This is a genomic window from Rhodovulum strictum (assembly GCF_009649175.1).
Classification (GTDB): Bacteria; Pseudomonadota; Alphaproteobacteria; order Rhodobacterales; family Rhodobacteraceae; genus Rhodovulum; species Rhodovulum strictum.
Genome location: NZ_WJPO01000043.1, coordinates 1 through 15,569 on the forward strand (window position 1 = coordinate 1; position 15,569 = coordinate 15,569).

Annotated in this window: 18 protein-coding genes; 15 read left to right on the top strand and 3 right to left on the bottom strand. The window is 65.4% G+C overall.

Annotation, left to right across the window (positions count from 1 at the left end):
- Positions 1 to 122: 122 nt before the first annotated feature.
- The 10 genes from GH815_RS17660 to GH815_RS17705 all read left to right on the top strand — a co-directional run bounded on the left by GH815_RS17660 (position 123) and on the right by GH815_RS17705 (position 5,718).
- Entirely contained in the window at positions 123 to 1,322 is a 1,200-nt protein-coding gene (locus GH815_RS17660) for a DUF932 domain-containing protein (RefSeq protein WP_153750058.1), read from the top strand.
- 125 nt (positions 1,323 to 1,447) lie between these two features.
- Positions 1,448 to 1,891 (top strand): JAB domain-containing protein, encoded by a 444-nt coding sequence (locus GH815_RS17665; protein ID WP_153750059.1) that lies wholly within the window; start codon positions 1,448 to 1,450, stop codon positions 1,889 to 1,891.
- A 108-nt stretch (positions 1,892 to 1,999) separates the two neighbouring features.
- On the top strand, positions 2,000 to 2,518 hold the full coding sequence (locus GH815_RS17670) for a DNA repair protein RadC (protein WP_153750060.1): 519 nt from the start codon (positions 2,000 to 2,002) through the stop codon (positions 2,516 to 2,518).
- A 101-nt stretch (positions 2,519 to 2,619) separates the two neighbouring features.
- Positions 2,620 to 3,111 (top strand): DUF6878 family protein, encoded by a 492-nt coding sequence (locus tag GH815_RS17675; RefSeq protein ID WP_153750061.1) that lies wholly within the window; start codon positions 2,620 to 2,622, stop codon positions 3,109 to 3,111.
- Positions 3,112 to 3,121: 10 nt separating this feature from the next.
- The gene (locus GH815_RS17680) at positions 3,122 to 3,499 is read left to right on the top strand and encodes a DUF6915 family protein (protein ID WP_153750062.1); all 378 of its coding nucleotides are present in this window, start codon (positions 3,122 to 3,124) and stop codon (positions 3,497 to 3,499) included.
- Position 3,500: 1 nt separating this feature from the next.
- The gene (locus GH815_RS17685; RefSeq protein WP_153750063.1) at positions 3,501 to 3,698 is read left to right on the top strand and encodes a hypothetical protein; all 198 of its coding nucleotides are present in this window, start codon (positions 3,501 to 3,503) and stop codon (positions 3,696 to 3,698) included.
- A gap of 75 nt (positions 3,699 to 3,773) precedes the next feature.
- On the top strand, positions 3,774 to 4,193 hold the full coding sequence (locus GH815_RS17690; RefSeq protein WP_153750064.1) for a hypothetical protein: 420 nt from the start codon (positions 3,774 to 3,776) through the stop codon (positions 4,191 to 4,193).
- A complete protein-coding gene (locus GH815_RS17695; RefSeq protein ID WP_153750065.1) occupies positions 4,186 to 4,830 on the top strand; it encodes an antitoxin of toxin-antitoxin stability system in 645 nt (214 codons plus the stop codon). Before GH815_RS17690 ends, GH815_RS17695 begins: the two co-directional genes overlap by 8 nt.
- A 57-nt stretch (positions 4,831 to 4,887) precedes the next feature.
- On the top strand, positions 4,888 to 5,505 hold the full coding sequence (locus GH815_RS17700) for a DUF6088 family protein (protein ID WP_153750066.1): 618 nt from the start codon (positions 4,888 to 4,890) through the stop codon (positions 5,503 to 5,505).
- Positions 5,506 to 5,541: 36 nt separating this feature from the next.
- Entirely contained in the window at positions 5,542 to 5,718 is a 177-nt protein-coding gene (locus GH815_RS17705) for a type II toxin-antitoxin system TacA family antitoxin (RefSeq protein ID WP_153750067.1), read from the top strand.
- 82 nt (positions 5,719 to 5,800) lie between these two features.
- Here the strand turns inward: GH815_RS17705 and GH815_RS17710 are convergent, their stop codons facing one another.
- The 3 genes from GH815_RS17710 to GH815_RS17720 form a co-directional block, all read right to left on the bottom strand.
- Positions 5,801 to 6,718: a nucleotidyl transferase AbiEii/AbiGii toxin family protein gene (locus GH815_RS17710; protein ID WP_153750068.1), complete on the bottom strand. Its 918-nt coding sequence runs from the start codon at positions 6,716 to 6,718 to the stop codon at positions 5,801 to 5,803.
- Positions 6,708 to 7,529, bottom strand: coding sequence for a type IV toxin-antitoxin system AbiEi family antitoxin (locus GH815_RS17715; protein ID WP_153750069.1), 822 nt, complete (start codon positions 7,527 to 7,529; stop codon positions 6,708 to 6,710). The genes GH815_RS17710 and GH815_RS17715 overlap by 11 nt, the downstream gene beginning before the upstream one ends.
- Before the next feature lie 304 nt (positions 7,530 to 7,833).
- Complete coding sequence (locus GH815_RS17720; protein WP_153750070.1) at positions 7,834 to 8,130, bottom strand: hypothetical protein; 297 nt, start codon at positions 8,128 to 8,130, stop codon at positions 7,834 to 7,836.
- A gap of 177 nt (positions 8,131 to 8,307) precedes the next feature.
- Here GH815_RS17720 and GH815_RS17725 point away from each other — a divergent pair, with 177 nt between their 5' ends.
- The 5 genes from GH815_RS17725 to GH815_RS19555 all read left to right on the top strand — a co-directional run.
- Complete coding sequence (locus GH815_RS17725; RefSeq protein WP_153750071.1) at positions 8,308 to 12,669, top strand: bifunctional class I SAM-dependent methyltransferase/DEAD/DEAH box helicase; 4,362 nt, start codon at positions 8,308 to 8,310, stop codon at positions 12,667 to 12,669.
- A gap of 3 nt (positions 12,670 to 12,672) precedes the next feature.
- Entirely contained in the window at positions 12,673 to 13,704 is a 1,032-nt protein-coding gene (locus GH815_RS17730) for a DUF7146 domain-containing protein (protein ID WP_153750072.1), read from the top strand.
- Positions 13,705 to 14,072: 368 nt separating this feature from the next.
- Positions 14,073 to 15,005, top strand: a complete 933-nt coding sequence (locus GH815_RS17735) for a DUF2493 domain-containing protein (protein WP_153750073.1) — start codon at positions 14,073 to 14,075, stop codon at positions 15,003 to 15,005.
- Between the two features lie 85 nt (positions 15,006 to 15,090).
- Positions 15,091 to 15,381: a WGR domain-containing protein gene (locus tag GH815_RS17740; protein WP_153750074.1), complete on the top strand. Its 291-nt coding sequence runs from the start codon at positions 15,091 to 15,093 to the stop codon at positions 15,379 to 15,381.
- A 33-nt stretch (positions 15,382 to 15,414) separates the two neighbouring features.
- A partial coding sequence (locus tag GH815_RS19555) for a FitA-like ribbon-helix-helix domain-containing protein (RefSeq protein ID WP_407072173.1) occupies positions 15,415 to 15,569 on the top strand: 155 nt, incomplete at its 3' end.

The following is a 15,569-nucleotide window of genomic DNA, read 5'->3' on the forward strand; positions in this document are numbered from 1 at the left end:
AATCCGTGACCGGATCAGATCGGAATTACTGACCGGATGTTATCGGAATCGCTGACCGGATGAGCCCGGAACGCACAAGGGTCGGGAGAGTGGCTTCCGGCGCCTGTCACGGGAGATAGCCGATGGGCGTTGTGGAAGTTCTGGATCCGGTCGCACCGGCGCGGGCGGGTGGCTGGAAGGTGGATGTGAGCCGGGGGGAGCGGAACGGGCGGGTGTCGTCCGAATGGTTCAACCGGCCCGATGATGAGCGGTATCTGTCGCTCGACGATCTCTGGGCATCGGTGAAGGGTCGGTCGGAGCGCAGCCGCAGCCGTGTGGTGCAGACGGCGGATATCCGGGTCGAGGCCGCGCGCGACAACCCCGAGCGGTTGCACCTGATGCTGCCGAAGGCACATGAACCGGTGGCACCCACGCACTGGGCCTTCGGCCAGCTTGCAAGCATCGTCGGCGCGCCGGCGTCCTACCTGCGGCAGCTGCCTGCGCCGCTGGCGGGGATCAACCTGCAATACGGCCTGACCAATCACCGCGCCGAGCAGGTGAAAACCTTCGAGACGGAAGACGGCCGCACCGAACTGCGCGCGGTCACCGGCCCCGACTATGGCCGGATCCATGACCATGAGCTGGTCGAGGCGGTGCAGCGCATCGCGGGCAATGGCACGGGTGACACGCGCTGGAAGGTGCCGGGCGTGCTCGACTGGTCGACCGGGGTCTACAACCCCGATGTCGAGATCAGCCGCGACACGACCACGCTCTATGCCTCGGACCGCGATGTCTTCCTTTTCCTGGTCGACGATCACAACCCGATCGAGGCGGGCCGCCTGCCGGATGGCTCCCCCGATCTCTACTTCCGGGGCTTCTACTGCTGGAACTCCGAGGTGGGTGCGAAGACCCTAGGGATGGCGAGCTTCTACCTGCGGGCGGTGTGCCAGAACCGCAACCTCTGGGGCGTCGAGGATTTCCAGGAGATCACCATCCGCCACTCGAAATACGCGGCCTCCCGCTTTGCCCATGAGGCGGCCCCGGCGCTGACGCGCTTCGCCAATTCCTCGCCGCAGGGCTTCGTGAACGGCATCAAGGCCGCACGGCAGCAGATCGTGGCGCGGACGGACGAGGACCGGGAGGACTTCCTGCGCAAGCGCGGCTTCTCGAAGGCGGAGTCAGGCAAGATCATCGAGAAAGTGCTGATGGAGGAATGTCGGCCGCCCGAAAGCATCTTCGATTTCGTGCAGGGCATCACGCGGCTTGCGCGCGACAAGACCCAGCAGGATGCCCGGCTCGACATGGAAGGGCGCGCCAAGAAGCTCCTCGACCGGGTCGGCTGACGCCGGGCTCGACAACGCGACCGCCTGCATCGGCGGCGGTCGCGCACTCCCCTTCCACATGCATGCCACTCGCCCCGCCCCGAGAGGGCAGAGGACTTCGGTGTGCACAATTCAGCGAGACCCCCATGACCCCCCAGGAAGAAACCGTCATCCTCGAGGCCCGTGACATCCTCGGCCGCTACCTTAGCCAGAACCCGGTTATCGGCAGTTGGCAGGCGCTGATGGACTATTGCGCGTTCAGCGTTCGCGGGCCCATCGAACGCTTCCACGTCCTCTATCTCGACCGCAAGAACCGCATCATCTCCGATGAGCTCTTGTCGACCGGCACGGTCGACCATGTCCCTGTCTATCCGCGCGAGGTGATCAAGCGGGCGCTGATGCTGAACGCCAGTGCCCTGATCCTGATCCACAACCACCCTTCGGGCGATCCGACGCCATCCGAGGCCGATCTCAGCATGACCAAGGAGATCCAGAAAGGCTGCAAGTATCTCGGTCTGACGCTGCACGACCACATCATCGTCGGGGCCGGGACAGAGCAGCTGAGCCTGCGGGCTTTGGGCAAGCTATGACGCGTCTTTCCGACCTACCGCCGCTGCCCCTTCGAGGAAGAGGGCGGTGGTTCTGTCGATGACGGTGAAGCGGGGAGAGAGGCTTCCCGCGCCGTCGGAGATCTTCCCATGTTCGACCTGCCATTGCCAAATCAACCGACCGCCTACGCGCGGGGCGTCCCACCGCATTTTCGCTCAGGCGAGACCGATCCCAATCATCCCTTCGCCCTGACCCTGTCGCGCCGCGCGCCATCCGATCTGATGTCGGGCCGCGCTGTCCCTCTGGTCCTCGCCCGCTTCGCGACGCTGGCCGAGGCCATGCAGGGCGCGATCGACCATGCCGAGGGGATCGCCCCGGATGCCGCGCCCCAGCTTCTTGCGATCCTCGACCGCGACGAGCGCCTGGTTCTGGCCGGGGCCGCCAGCGACCACGCCGTCGCGTGGTGTCACCCGGTGATGAGCGCGGCCGAAGCGCGGGGCGTCGTGACCGAGGCAAGCCAGCTGCGCGCGCAGGCCGGCCGCGCGTCCGCCTGGGGCGAGCCCGATCTGGCGGCTCAGTTGCGCCACCGCGCCGATCTTCTGGATGCCCGGCTCGTTGACCCGCTCTGGCGCGCCTTCGCCGCCCGAGCGCTGCAGGTCGCTGCGTGAAGGCCGAGAGGCAGAGGAGGGCAGGGGGGATTTGGAGCTCGTCCGGGGGAAAGAGATCGCCCGGCCCGGCTTCAATCCCTTTCCCCTACAGGAGACCCCCGATGACCCTGACTGAACCCACCCTCGCGCCGCCGATGGCACCCACGACCGTCGACATGGCGCAGATCTTTGCGGCGCATGCCGAGCGTGCCGCCCGGATCGAAGCGCTGCGCCCCGGCAACAAGGATCGCCTTTTCGACGGCCTCACGGCGGCCGGCATCACCCGTGTCACCGTGACCTTCGACGGTGCCGGCGATAGTGGCCAGATCGAGAGCATCGGCGCATGGTCCGGCGAGACGGCCGTCGATTTCCCCGCGACCGAGATCGCCTATGCGGCGCTGACCTGGGACGACCCCGACGTCGAGATGCGGCAGCTTTCGCTGGAGGATGTCGTCGAGCAACTCGCCTACGATTTCCTCTCCGACACCCATGGCGGTTGGGAGAACAACGACGGCGCTTACGGCGAGTTCTGCTTCGACGCCGCGGCCCGCTGTATCCACCTCGAGTTCAACGAGCGCTTCACCTCGTCCGAACTCTACACTCATGATTTCTGAGGGGGCGGCGATGGCACATCCCTATCACCACGCGCTGTCCTCGGTGAAGAAATGGGGCGGCACCGTCGACGATTTCATGGCGGTGCATGCCTGGTTCGACCAGAGCAAGGAGATCACAGCGGACTTCCGGCACCGGGCGCTGCGCCACCATGCCGAGGGCATATTCATGGCCGAGACGATTTTCGGCCAGACCCTCACGCTGTCGACCGGACGCATCATCCCGACCCGGTGGATCGGTGAGCAGCATGTTAAGGAAGACCTTGGCTTCATCCCGAGCTTTGCTGAATGGGTGAAGGCTATCCGGCCCGAGCCCTGGATGGGCCGGGCTGCACAGATCGAGGCGTTGGTCGATCCGCATCTTGCCTCGCCCGTGGTCGAGGTCACCTGAGATGACCGATCCAGCCTATCAACGCCTCGGCCTGCCCTCGGCAGCGTCGCCCTACGCGGTCCTGCGCGCGGCGGTCCGGGCGCTTCACCCCGACACGCGCGCCGTTCGCGGCTTCCGGACGGCGCGGAAGCGCTTCTATCGGCAAATGCTTTGCGCCCATGCCGCGCGACAGGCGGCGGGCGATCCGCCCTCCGGCTGATCGCTTCCAACCACCCCTTCATTCCAACTCAGCGCCCGGCCTCTCGGCCGGGTCTTCCCCGTTCAGGAGGTCCCCATGGCGGACTACTTCACCCGTTTTTCGTGCCTGCTCGATGTCGGCACCCCCGACAAGGCTGCCCGTGCGCTCGCGCTGTTCCAGAGCTTGCGCTCCGCGGATCAGGACGCCGACGACCCTGAGGTCGCGGGCTTTGATCTCGCGCGCCAGGACGCGCCCGAGGGCAGCACCCTCTGGATCCATGATGATGACCACGGCGATGTCGAAGCTGTCATCCGCTTCGTGCTGCGCCTCGCGGACGAGCTCGATCTCATCGGCCTCTGGGGCTTCCAGTACGCCCTGACCTGCTCCCGGCCGCGCCTCGATGCTTTCGGTGGCGGCGCGCATGTGATCGATCTCGGTGCCCGCAAATCCATCGGCTGGACGAGCAGTCAGGAATGGCTGGCCGCGGCTCTCAACGGGGAGCACGTCGATGCCTGAGGTCATCTGCACCACCGTCTACCAGTTCCCCGAACTCTCGGATGCTGCCAAGGAAAAGGCGCGCAGCTGGTATCGCGAGCTTGGCCCCCACGACGATTGGTGGGACGCGGTCTATGAAGATTTCGAGCGTGTCTGCGAAATCCTCGGCGCCCGCCTGAAGACCACGCCCGTGCGGCTGATGGGCGGCGGGACACGAGCCAAGCCCTGCATCTGGTTCTCCGGCTTCTGCAGCCAGGGCGACGGAGCGTCGTTCGAAGGGCATCTCAGCCAAGCCAAGGGCGCGGCCGCGCGCATGCGGGACTACGCCCCGAGCGACGCGACGCTGCACAGTATCGCCGACCGGCTGCAGGCCATCCAGCGCCGGAACTTCTACCAGCTTGCCGCCGAGGTCAGCCACCGTGGTCGCTACTATCACGAATACACCATGTCAGTGGACGTCACCCGCGACAGCCCGACCTGGCAGCCGCCGACCGAGGACGCCGAAGAGATCGTGACCGAGGCGCTGCGTGATCTCGCCCGCTGGCTCTACCGCCAGCTTCAGGCTGAATACGACCACCTCACCTCGGATGAGGCAATCGAGGAGGGGATCATCGTCAACGAGTACACGTTCACGGAAGCCGGGCGGCGGTTCGGGTGAGACGGCACGGTTGAAAACTGTCAGAAAACCGCATAGATTTCTGACAAAGGAGCGATCATGGAGCGCATGGCCGAGAGCATTATGAATGTCGCGACGACGTTGCCGGAGGGGGTGCCCTTGGCAGCGAAGGGGCTCCTGCACCTCGGCTCGCGCGCGGCGGTCGATCAAACGCTGTCGCGCCTGGCCGCGCGCGGCGAGTTGATCCGTGCGGGACGCGGCATCTACATGCGCCCCGTCCAAACACGCTTCGGTCCGCGCAGTCCGTCCGCGGAACAGGCGATTGAAGCGCTCGCTGTACAGCGGGGCGAGACGATCGTGCCGAGCGGTGCTGCCGCGGCAAACGCTCTTGGCCTGACCACGCAGGTGCCGGTCAAGTCGGTTTACCTCACCTCGGGGCGAAGCCGTGTGCTGAACCTTGGCCGGCAGGCAGTCGAACTGCGCCATGCACCGCGTTGGCAGTTGGCCCTTGGGAGCAAGACCTCGGGCCAGGCCGTCCGTGCTCTGGCATGGCTCGGGCCGGATGAGGCTCCCAAGGCCATGCAAATCCTGCGATCCAAGCTCACGGAGACTGCAAAGACAGAACTGGTATCGGCTGCGCCGCAGTTCCCGACCTGGCTGGCGCGATTGGTCGGAGAGATGGTCCATCCACGCGCCTCGATCGCGGCTGGCGGCTGATCTGCCAAACCGCAATTGCACCAGAGGATCGTAAAGATGACAACGCCCGATATCGAAAGTCCTGACCACACTGATCTCAAGAAGATCGACCATGAGCGCTTCTTTGAGGCTATTGACTCACCGCCTTTGCCGACCGAAGCCCTGCGCTTGGCCTTTCGTCGGGCGAAAATGCGGTCAGTTCAGCGCGACACAGGGCTTGCAACGACGGACTGAGTTCGCCGGTCTTCTGGACTTCCCATAGACGTGCTGAGGACGGCGATGTCTCTGCCCCCGTCTCGCCGGTGCAGGACATGGTTCAGCTCAGAAGTTTCAGCAGGGCGTCGCGCTGCGCTGCGTGCTTTGCGGGGTTTTCGCGCTTCAGCTTGTTCAGGTTGACGAGTTTCCACTGCACGGCGGGCAGCTGACCCGCCTGCGCCCGGTCGATGGCCGCAAAGTCAGGCTCCCCGTCTTGAAGTGTCAGAAGGAACTGCCTCGCTTTGTCGTCGAGGCGCGATTGTACATCTGCGATCAGCCTGAGGCGCGTCGCCAGAAGCGAGTCGAGAGGAACGGGTGTTCTGGTCATTCCCTCGAACTCCCGCGCGTAGGGTTGCTCGAGGTCGATCAGATTCGGATCGAGAAGCTCATGCGCCGGACGGGGCGAACTGGCGACATAGATCAGGAAGGTCTGGAAGAGGTCCTGCGTCAGGCCCTCGCTTTCGTAAAGGAGCGTGACGTCGTAGAGGTCGCGGGGATGCTGCCGGTCCAGGGCAGCGTGCAGCTTGCCTGCGAATAGATCCTCGAACGAGACGATCTGAATTTCGGCATAGCCATAGGCATCCTCTACAGCGGCCGAGACGGTCCGGATCTCCGGGTCGTGAACCACGCCACGGGTGACGGGCGAGGTTTCGATCTTGATCTCGGCACTGCCGAGGCGAGCAAGCAGCCGTGTGGCTCCGCCGCCGCCGCTTTGGATGCGCTGAGATTTCGCGCCGCGGATACCGGTCTCGATGGAAGCCGCTATGCGATCCATCGCGGCATTGATCTCGTCCAGGCTCTCAGCGCGTTCCTTGATTGGGAGGTAGGTCAGGTCGATATCGACCGACAACCGCGGCAGGTCGCGGTAAAAGAGGTTGATCGCCGTCCCGCCCTTGAGCGCGAAGACGCTTTCGCCCGCGACATGGGGCAGGACGCGCACCAGGAGCGCAACTTGGGCTTCATAGGTCTCACGCGCCATTGTCGGCCTCCGGTTTCACGAATTCTTCCGGCACCATGATCCGATAGCGCGGGTGGATCTTGCCGCCTTGAACCAAGGCTCGGTCGCCGCTGCCGAGGTCAAATGCCTGCGGGTCGATCCGTTTGCGCCAAGGATGATCGTGGCGGTCGGCGAAAACGAAGAACAGGCGCTTGACCTTGATCTTGCGGCAAGCCTGCAGGAGGTCTGAAAGCAGTTTCGGGCGTAGGGTTGTCAGGCTCTCGAAGACCATGTCGAGCGTGTGGAAGCTTTCATGGTCGGGCAACTCGTCCATGGCCTCCAGAATGGCGCGCTCCGGCGTCGACATCGTCAGACCCCAGTCCCACGGCTGGCCGGTCGTTTTGCCCTCGATCAAGCCCAGTTTCGGATCGGTAAACAAGGATCGGGGGCGGGTTCTGATCTGGGCATCCATCGGCAGTTTCGCCAGCCAGTTCGGGATACTGTCTCCATAGACCCAGACAGGGGCGCTTTCGCCGAGGCGCAGATAATGGGCATGCCCCTGTTCGCCGAGCGCCGTAGTGCCGCCGACATGCAGGTCATGACCCATGATATGCTGCGTGGACAGGATGCAGGTCTTCCAGTCGATGCTGTTCGATGTCGGGGGGGCTGCGGTGCTGGGGAGGGGGCGGCGAAAGACGCCTCGGGTGATGCGGTCGAGCCAGCCGCGCTTCACATAGTCACGGAAGCTCTCATAGGCGATGCCTTGGGAGACGAGCCACGCGGCATCGACCAGATACCCGGCGGGCACGGCATCGAGCAGTTTCTTCAGATTCTGTGACCTTGCGGCGTCCATGATACCTAAAGTGACATGTTTTCAAAGAGAGCGCCATAGGCTTCTTTGAGGGAAGTGATGCTTCAGTGTTATGAACGCTCCAAAATCAGGATGTCCAAAGAACTGAGGGGTAGCCCCAAGTGACGGGAGATCTGAATACGCGGGGATAAGCGACGGCTACAGATTTGCGATGGCTGCTGAAGGCCGATGCGGGCACCTCCCGGCGTGCCGCTGGGACTAGGCCTTGGTCCTGCGGACTGGAGCCTACCTATGCAGTCTCCCCCCATGCGGGCAACAGTCCTTGGCGCGAGAAGGGAGGCGGGGGTTACTTGTTCCCGTCGATCCACTTCGACATCAGTCCTTTGTCGCGGAAGCATTCGTCCGGAACCGCGCGGCGCTTGATCCGGGCGAGTTTCTCCGCGAAGGCCACCTGCTTCGAGGTCGGCAACGGGTCCATGTCGGATACAGGCTTCAGCTGGGCCTGCGCCTCGATCCAGGCGCTGAGCGACCGGCGGTCCTGCTGAACTTCCCAGGGCAGAAGGGTCTGGTTGCGCAGGGCCAGCGAACGCGCATAGGCGATCTGTTTGGGCGTCGCGGGCAGGGCATGCGTGGTGCTGTCCATCGGGAAACTCCCTTGCTGGCTTGGCTTTCAAGATAGAACATAACGGGAACAAAATCAAGCCGAAGCTCTGGGGCGCGTCGGTTCGAGAGGGAGAGATGGGCGGGGGAAGATCAGGCCTGAGGGTGCCCGAGAGAGGGTGTCCGGGCCTGTCCCTGTCCCTCATTCCGGAGCTTCCCGATGACCTATCTCGCGCCTGTTGCGCCTCCCGTTCCCGTTCCCTCTCGCGACCCCGCGCCCGCGATCATCGCTGTCGCCGAGGCTCTGCAGCCCGATCTTGCCCAAGGCTTCCAGATCGACCCGCTGCGTCTGCGGCTTGAGATGGAGCGCGCCTTTGGCGGTTCCGATGCGGACGGTGCCTGGGACTGGAAGCTTGCCTATGAGGCGGGCGAGGCGGCGCTGGTCCTCTTCCTGCGGAAATTCGGCCGCGCGCTTTTGGCCCGGACCGGCTCGCCCGCTGCCCTGCTGCCGATCCTCGCCAAGGTGGCGGGTCTCTTGCCCACGCATACCCGTCGCTCGGAGGAAATGGAGCGCTTCCAGCAATTCTCGACGCCGCTGTCCATGGGACTGGCTGCAATGGCGGCAGCGCAGATCACGCCCCGTGACCTCGTCCTAGAGCCTTCGGCCGGGACCGGTCTTCTGGCGATCCTCGCTGAGATCGCGGGCGGTAGCCTCGTTCTGAACGAATTGGCCGAGACCCGCGCCGATCTTCTGCGTCTCCTTTTTTCGGGGTGCCCGGTCACCCGTTTTGACGCCGCGCAGATCGACGATCATCTGGACGTGGGGCTACGCCCGAGCGTCATCCTGATGAACCCGCCCTTCTCGGCTGTGGCCAATGTCGATGGGCGGACGACCGAGGCGACGGCCCGGCATCTGCGCTCGGCGCTCGCGCGCCTTGCCCCCGGTGGACGGCTTGTTGCCATCACCGGCGCTGGTTTCGCGCCCGATTCATCCGCCTGGGGAGAAACCTTCGCCCGCCTCACCGAGGCTGCGCATCTGGTATTCACCGGCGCGGTGTCGGGCGCTGCCTTTGCCAAGCATGGCACCAGCTTCGAGACCCGGATCTCGGTCTTGGACAAGTGCCGGGGTGGTGAACGGGGTGGCATCACCGCTGATCTGGTGCGCCCGATTTCGCCGGATGTTGCCAGCCTGCTGTCGCTGATCACCACCCACGTCCCCCCGCGCCTCGCGCTGGACCCGGACGTAGTAGCAGCAAGTCGCCCCACCTCTCCCTTCCCGGGAAATCCTGCCCGCGCCACGCGCGCTGCCATCAGCACATCGCGCGCGACCCCTGCGGCCCAGCCCCACCAGTCCAGCGCACAAATCGAGGCCGAAGATCTGGCCTACACGCTGCGCGATGCCACTGCGGAGGCCAATATTGCGCGACTTTCTGACGCGATCTACGAGACCTTCCGGCTGCAGGCGATCGACATCCCCGGGGCGGCACCGCATCCGACCAAGCTGGTTCAGTCGGCGGCCATGGCGTCCGTTGCGCCCCCGAAACCGACCTACCACCCCAAGCTGCCCTCCGCCGTCCTGCGCGACGGCCTGCTGTCCGACGCGCAACTCGAGACCATGATCTACGCGGGCGAAGCGCATTCCGCGCATCTTGCGGGGTCTTGGGCTGTCGATGAAACCGGCGACATGGTCTCGGCCGCACCGGAGGATGCCGATGACGCCGTCCGCTTCCGTCGTGGGTTTTTCCTTGGCGACGGCACCGGGGCGGGCAAGGGCCGGCAGTCGGCCGGGATCCTGCTCGACAACTGGTGCCAGGGCCGCTGCAAGGCGCTGTGGATCTCGAAAAGCGACAAGCTGCTGGAAGATGCGCAGCGCGACTGGTCGGCCCTTGGCCAGGAGCGGCTGCTGGTCACGCCGCTCTCGCGCTTCGCGCAAGGCCGCGACATCCCGCTGACCGAAGGCATCCTCTTCACCACCTATGCCACGCTGCGCTCGGAGGAGCGGGGGGCAAAAAAGTCCCGCGTCGATCAGATCGTCGACTGGCTGGGGGCGGATTTCGACGGGGTGATCCTGTTCGATGAAAGCCATGCCATGGCGAATGCCGCCGGGTCGAAGGGCGAGCGCGGCGACACGGAAGCCTCGCAGCAGGGCAGGGCGGGCCTGCGACTGCAGCACAAGCTGCCCAATGCCCGCGTGGTCTATGTCTCTGCCACGGGGGCGACGACGGTCCACAACCTCGCCTATGCTCAGCGCCTCGGGCTTTGGGGCGGGGAGGACTTTCCGTTCGCAACGCGGGCGGAATTCGTGCAGGCCATCGAGGCGGGGGGTGTCGCCGCGATGGAGGTTCTGGCCCGCGACCTGCGGTCCCTTGGCCTCTACACTGCCCGGTCGCTGTCCTATGACGGCGTCGAATACGAGATGCTGGAACATGCGCTGACCCCCGAGCAGCGTGGCATCTACGATGCCTATGCCGGGGCCTTCGCCATCATCCACAACAACCTCGCCGCCGCCATGGAGGCCGCGAACATCACGGGCGACAGCGGCACGCTGAACCGCCAGGCCAAGTCTGCCGCACGCTCGGCTTTCGAATCCGCCAAGCAGCGCTTCTTCGGCCATCTGCTGACCAGCATGAAAACCCCTACGCTGATCGCCGCCATCGAAGCTGATCTCGCAGCGGGTCACGCCTCCGTCATCCAGATCGTCTCCACCGGCGAGGCGCTGATGGAACGCCGCCTGTCGGAAATCCCGACCGAAGAGTGGAACGACATCCGCGTCGACATCACGCCTCGGGAATATGTCCTAGATTATCTCGCCCATTCCTTCCCGGTGCAGCTCTACGAGCCCTTCACCGATAGCGAGGGCAATCTCTCTTCCCGACCCGTGGTCCGTGGCGGCCAGCCCATCGAATGCCGCGAAGCCGCCCGCAGGCGGGACGCGCTGATCGAGAAGCTGGCATCACTCCCGCCCGTGCCCGGGGCGCTGGATCAGATTGTCCAGCGCTTCGGCACCGATCTCGTGGCCGAGGTCACGGGCCGGTCGCGCCGCATCGTGCGCAAGGGCGAGGGCGCTGCTGCGCGCCTCGTCGTGGAAAGCCGCGCGGGGTCTGCCAACCTCGCGGAAACCGCCGCCTTCATGGACGACCAGAAGCGCATCCTGGTCTTCTCGGATGCCGGGGGGACGGGGCGCAGCTATCACGCCGATCTCGGGTCGAGGAACCAGCGCCTGCGCGTCCACTACCTTCTGGAGCCCGGGTGGAAGGCCGACGCGGCCATTCAAGGCCTCGGGCGTACCAACCGCACCAACCAGGCGCAGCCGCCGCTCTTCCGTCCCGTGGCCACCGATGTGAAGGCGGAGAAGCGTTTCCTCTCGACCATCGCGCGCCGCCTCGACACGCTCGGCGCGATCACGCGCGGCCAGCGTCAGACCGGGGGTCAGGGTCTCTTCCGCCCGGAGGACAACCTCGAGTCCCCCTATGCCCGCGATGCCCTGCGCCAGCTCTACCGCCGCCTCTATCGCGGCGATGTGGCGGGCTGCTCGCTTGCGGCCTTCGAGGATGCCACCGGCCTCAGCCTGACCGATGACAACGGTCTGAAGGACGACCTGCCTCCGATCACGACCTTCCTCAATCGCTTGCTGGCGCTGACGATCGACATGCAGGCCGTGCTCTTCTCGGCCTTCGAGGACCTGATCGATGCGCGGATCGAGGGGGCCATCGCCGCCGGGGCCTATGACCTCGGGCTCGAGACGCTGCGCGCCGAGAGCTTCCGCATCACCGACGCCCGGGTGATCTATACCCATCCCGGCTCCGGCGCCGAAACCCAACTTCTGACCATCGCAGAAAAGCGCCGCAGTACGCCGACTTCGCTTGTGGATGCTTTGGACTGGCTCGACGACCCGAAGGCACACCTCCTGGTCAACAGCCGCTCGGGCCGGGCCGCCGTGCAGGTGCCCGCCACCAGCCTGATCCTTGACGACGGCACAATCGAGCCCCGCCTGCGGCTGGTCCGCCCGACGGAGGCCAGCACCGTCCCAGCCCGGATGATGGAGGACACCCACTGGCTGGAGGCCGACCGCGCGGCCTTCGCCGCCGCCTGGACCGCGGAACTGGCCGAGGTGCCGGAGTTCAGCGAGTCCACGCTGCACATCGTGGCGGGTCTCTTGCTGCCAATCTGGAAGCAGCTTCCCCAGGATGAAACCCGCGTCTACCGCCTGCAGACCGATGACGGCCAGCGCATCATCGGCCGCCGCGTCTCGCCCGCCTGGGTCGCGACCACGCTGGCCACTGACGCGCCAAAGCTCACGGCGGCACAGGTCCATGCCCTTGTTTTCGAGGGCAAGACCGTCGTGCGCCTCGCCGAAGGGATGGAACTCCACCGGTCCCGCGTCATGGGCGTGAACCGGATCGAGCTCTCCGGCTTCACGGAAGCGGCAAAGGACCGGCTCAAGGCCGATGGTTTCTTCTCGGAGATCATCAGCTGGAAGCTGCGGCTGTTCTGTCCGACCGACCCTACCGGCATCGCTGTGCTGGATCGCCTGCTTGCACGTTGTTCTGTGACGGGACTACATGAACGCGGAGGGTGTTGAGCCATGTATTCTGAGACCGAAGATGTAATCCGCGCTCTGGCGGAGAATGCCGAGGGCGTGTGTCGCGCCTACCTTCCCGCTGGACGGCGGGAAGGATCCTATTGGATCGTGGGCGATCTGCAGAACAACCCCGGCCGGTCGCTCTTCGTGCGGCTGACAGGGCCAACGTCCGGGCCAGGGGCGCGCGGAAAATGGCAGGATGCGGCGGTCGGACTGCATGGCGATCTTCTCGACATCATCCGCGAGAGGACCGGGATCTCGCGCTTTCCCGATCTTCTGGCCGAGGCCCGGGCGCATCTGGGTCGTCCGCAGCCGGTCCTCCCGGACGTGCCAGTGCCGAAGAAGTCCAAGGCCCCCGGTGGCACGCCAGCAGCAGCGGCGCGCCTCTTTGCGGCTTCGGTCCTGATCGCAGGCACGCTTGCTGACACCTACCTCCGCTCCCGGGGCGTCACCCAAGGTGGCACGATGAGCGCCCTGCGCTTCCACCCGAAGTGCTGGCATCGGGATGAGGGCCAGACCCGAAGCGTCCCCAGACCGGCGCTGATCGCGGCGGTCACCGATGGGGCAGGGGTCTTGCAGGGCGTGCATCGCACCTGGCTGGCGCCGGACGGACAGGGGAAAGCAGATGTCGAGACGCAGCGGCGTGCCATGGGTCACCTCCTGGGCAATGCCGTCAGGCTCACCCCACAAGACGACATACTCGTTGTTGGCGAAGGCATCGAGACCATGCTGTCCCTGGTTGAGGCAGTGCCCGGCCTTCCCGTCTGGGCTGCGCTCTCGTCCGGTCACCTCGGGGCCGTCCTGCTGCCGGAGGAGGTGCAGCGCCTCTACATCGCCATCGACCGCGATCCGGCCGGGCAGCGCGCGGCGGAGAGGTTGAACGCCAGAGCCCTTGAGGCCGGGATTGCCGTGCGGGTGCTGGAACCACGGCTCGGGGATTTCAACGATGATCTCCGGGCGAACGGCAAAGAGGCGCTGCGCCAGCATCTGGCAGGTCAGATCGGGCCCGAGGATCGGCATCGCCTGTTGGGCTGAGTTACGTCGCGCAAGGGGCGGCCCGGGAGTGCGGGGCGGTGGTCACGGATTTCTAACGTGGCTGTGGATCGTCGCTTTGCCTCTTCCCGGGCAATCTCATCCACCCGTCACCCACACGGCCTTCAAGAGATGGGCAGGCGGCCGTCAAAGGGGCCGCCCCTTCAAGGACGGGGAGCGACTGATTTCCGCCGGCGGGGACGAGCCCCGCCTTTGCATCGCGAAAGACAAATCAGCCGCCCCCCGTCCTCCTCCACATGCGTTCCGGCCCCGAAAGGGGGTGAAGGGGCGTCCCCCGTGACGGCTTTCGCTGCCCATGAAGGCCGCGCGGGTTGTCGCGCGGACAAGATAGGCCCGGAGGCAAGAAACCGATGACGATCCACACCCACGACGAAGCATATGAACCCGCCCGCACCGCATCCCAGACCGCCCATGCGCTCGACGAGCTGCAGCTCTACGGCTACCGCCCCTTTGACGAGCCCGATCCGCGCCCGATGCCCGATGGGCAGCGCCTCGCGGTCGCCGTCGCCGACATCTTCGATGCCCTCGTCGCGACCCTGGAAGACACCCGCATGGAACCCGACCTCGAAGAGGTGCTCTGGGGCCAGGTCAACCTCTTCCACCGCGCCACGGCCCGGATCGAGCGGTCGCTCGATGAAAACGAGCAGGCGCAGCGCCGCCTCCAGCGCGAGCAGGACGGCTCCGAGGTGAAATCCACCGAACTCGAGCGCCTGACGGCCGAAGGCCTGACCCTGATCGAACGGCGGAACTGCATGGACATGATGCGCGATCACGCCGCCACCGAGTTCGTCCATCACACCGGGTCAACCTGGCGCCCCCGCACCGGCTCGATGGTGAACCGCCAGCACATGACCGCAGCGCTGATCGACAGCCGCGACTTCCTGGCCGCCAAGCGCCGCGCAGAGACCGAGGTGATGCTGCCCGCAGGCCCCCGGGTTGCCCTCAGCGGTGGAACCGACTTCAACGATCACCGCCTGATCTGGGGCAAGCTCGATCAGGTCCGGACCAAATATCCCGACATGGTCCTTCTGCACGGTGGTAGCCCCAAGGGCGCAGAACTCATCGCCGCCAAATGGGCCGAGGCTCGCGGCGTGACACAGGTCGCCTTCAAGCCCGACTGGACCAAACACGCCAAGGCCGCCCCCTTCAAGCGCAACGACGCGATGCTCGACGTGCTGCCGGTGGGTGTCCTCGTCTTCCCGGGGAATGGCATCCAGGAGAACCTCGCCGACAAGGCCAAAAAGCTCGGCATCCCGGTCATGAAGTTCGAGAAGGGGGCGTGAGCCCCCTGTTCCCCTCGCGGAGAAATCGAGGTGGAAGCCCGTCTTTCCACCTGATATTGTGTGGGAAACCTCAAATGATCACTACATGTACCACAGTCCGATCCAGCTCGACGTCTTCCCGACCGAAGTGCAGATGCGCCGGATCGATCCCGCGCGCAACATGCGTCGCTTCTATCGGCTGAGCGTGCAGCGCGACCTCTTCGGCCGCGCCAGCCTCGTGCGCGAATGGGGCCGGATCGGCTTCCGGGGGCAGATGATGGTCGAGACCCATCCTGACGAAGGCAAGGCCATTACGGCCTTGATGAAGCTCGCAGCGGTGAAAAAACGGCGCGGGTATGAGGCCGCACATTCCAGCGTCTTGCCTTGCTCGCATTGATTGCGATGATTACATTCCTCTGAGGAGGATACCATGGCAAGCATCACCATCCGGAACCTTGACGACGACGTGAAACGACGCCTTCGTATCCGTGCGGCCGAGCATGGCCGTTCGATGGAAGAGGAGGTGCGCGAGATACTGCGCCACGTCGTTGGCGAAGCGAAGCCCACCCACGATCTTGCCGCGGC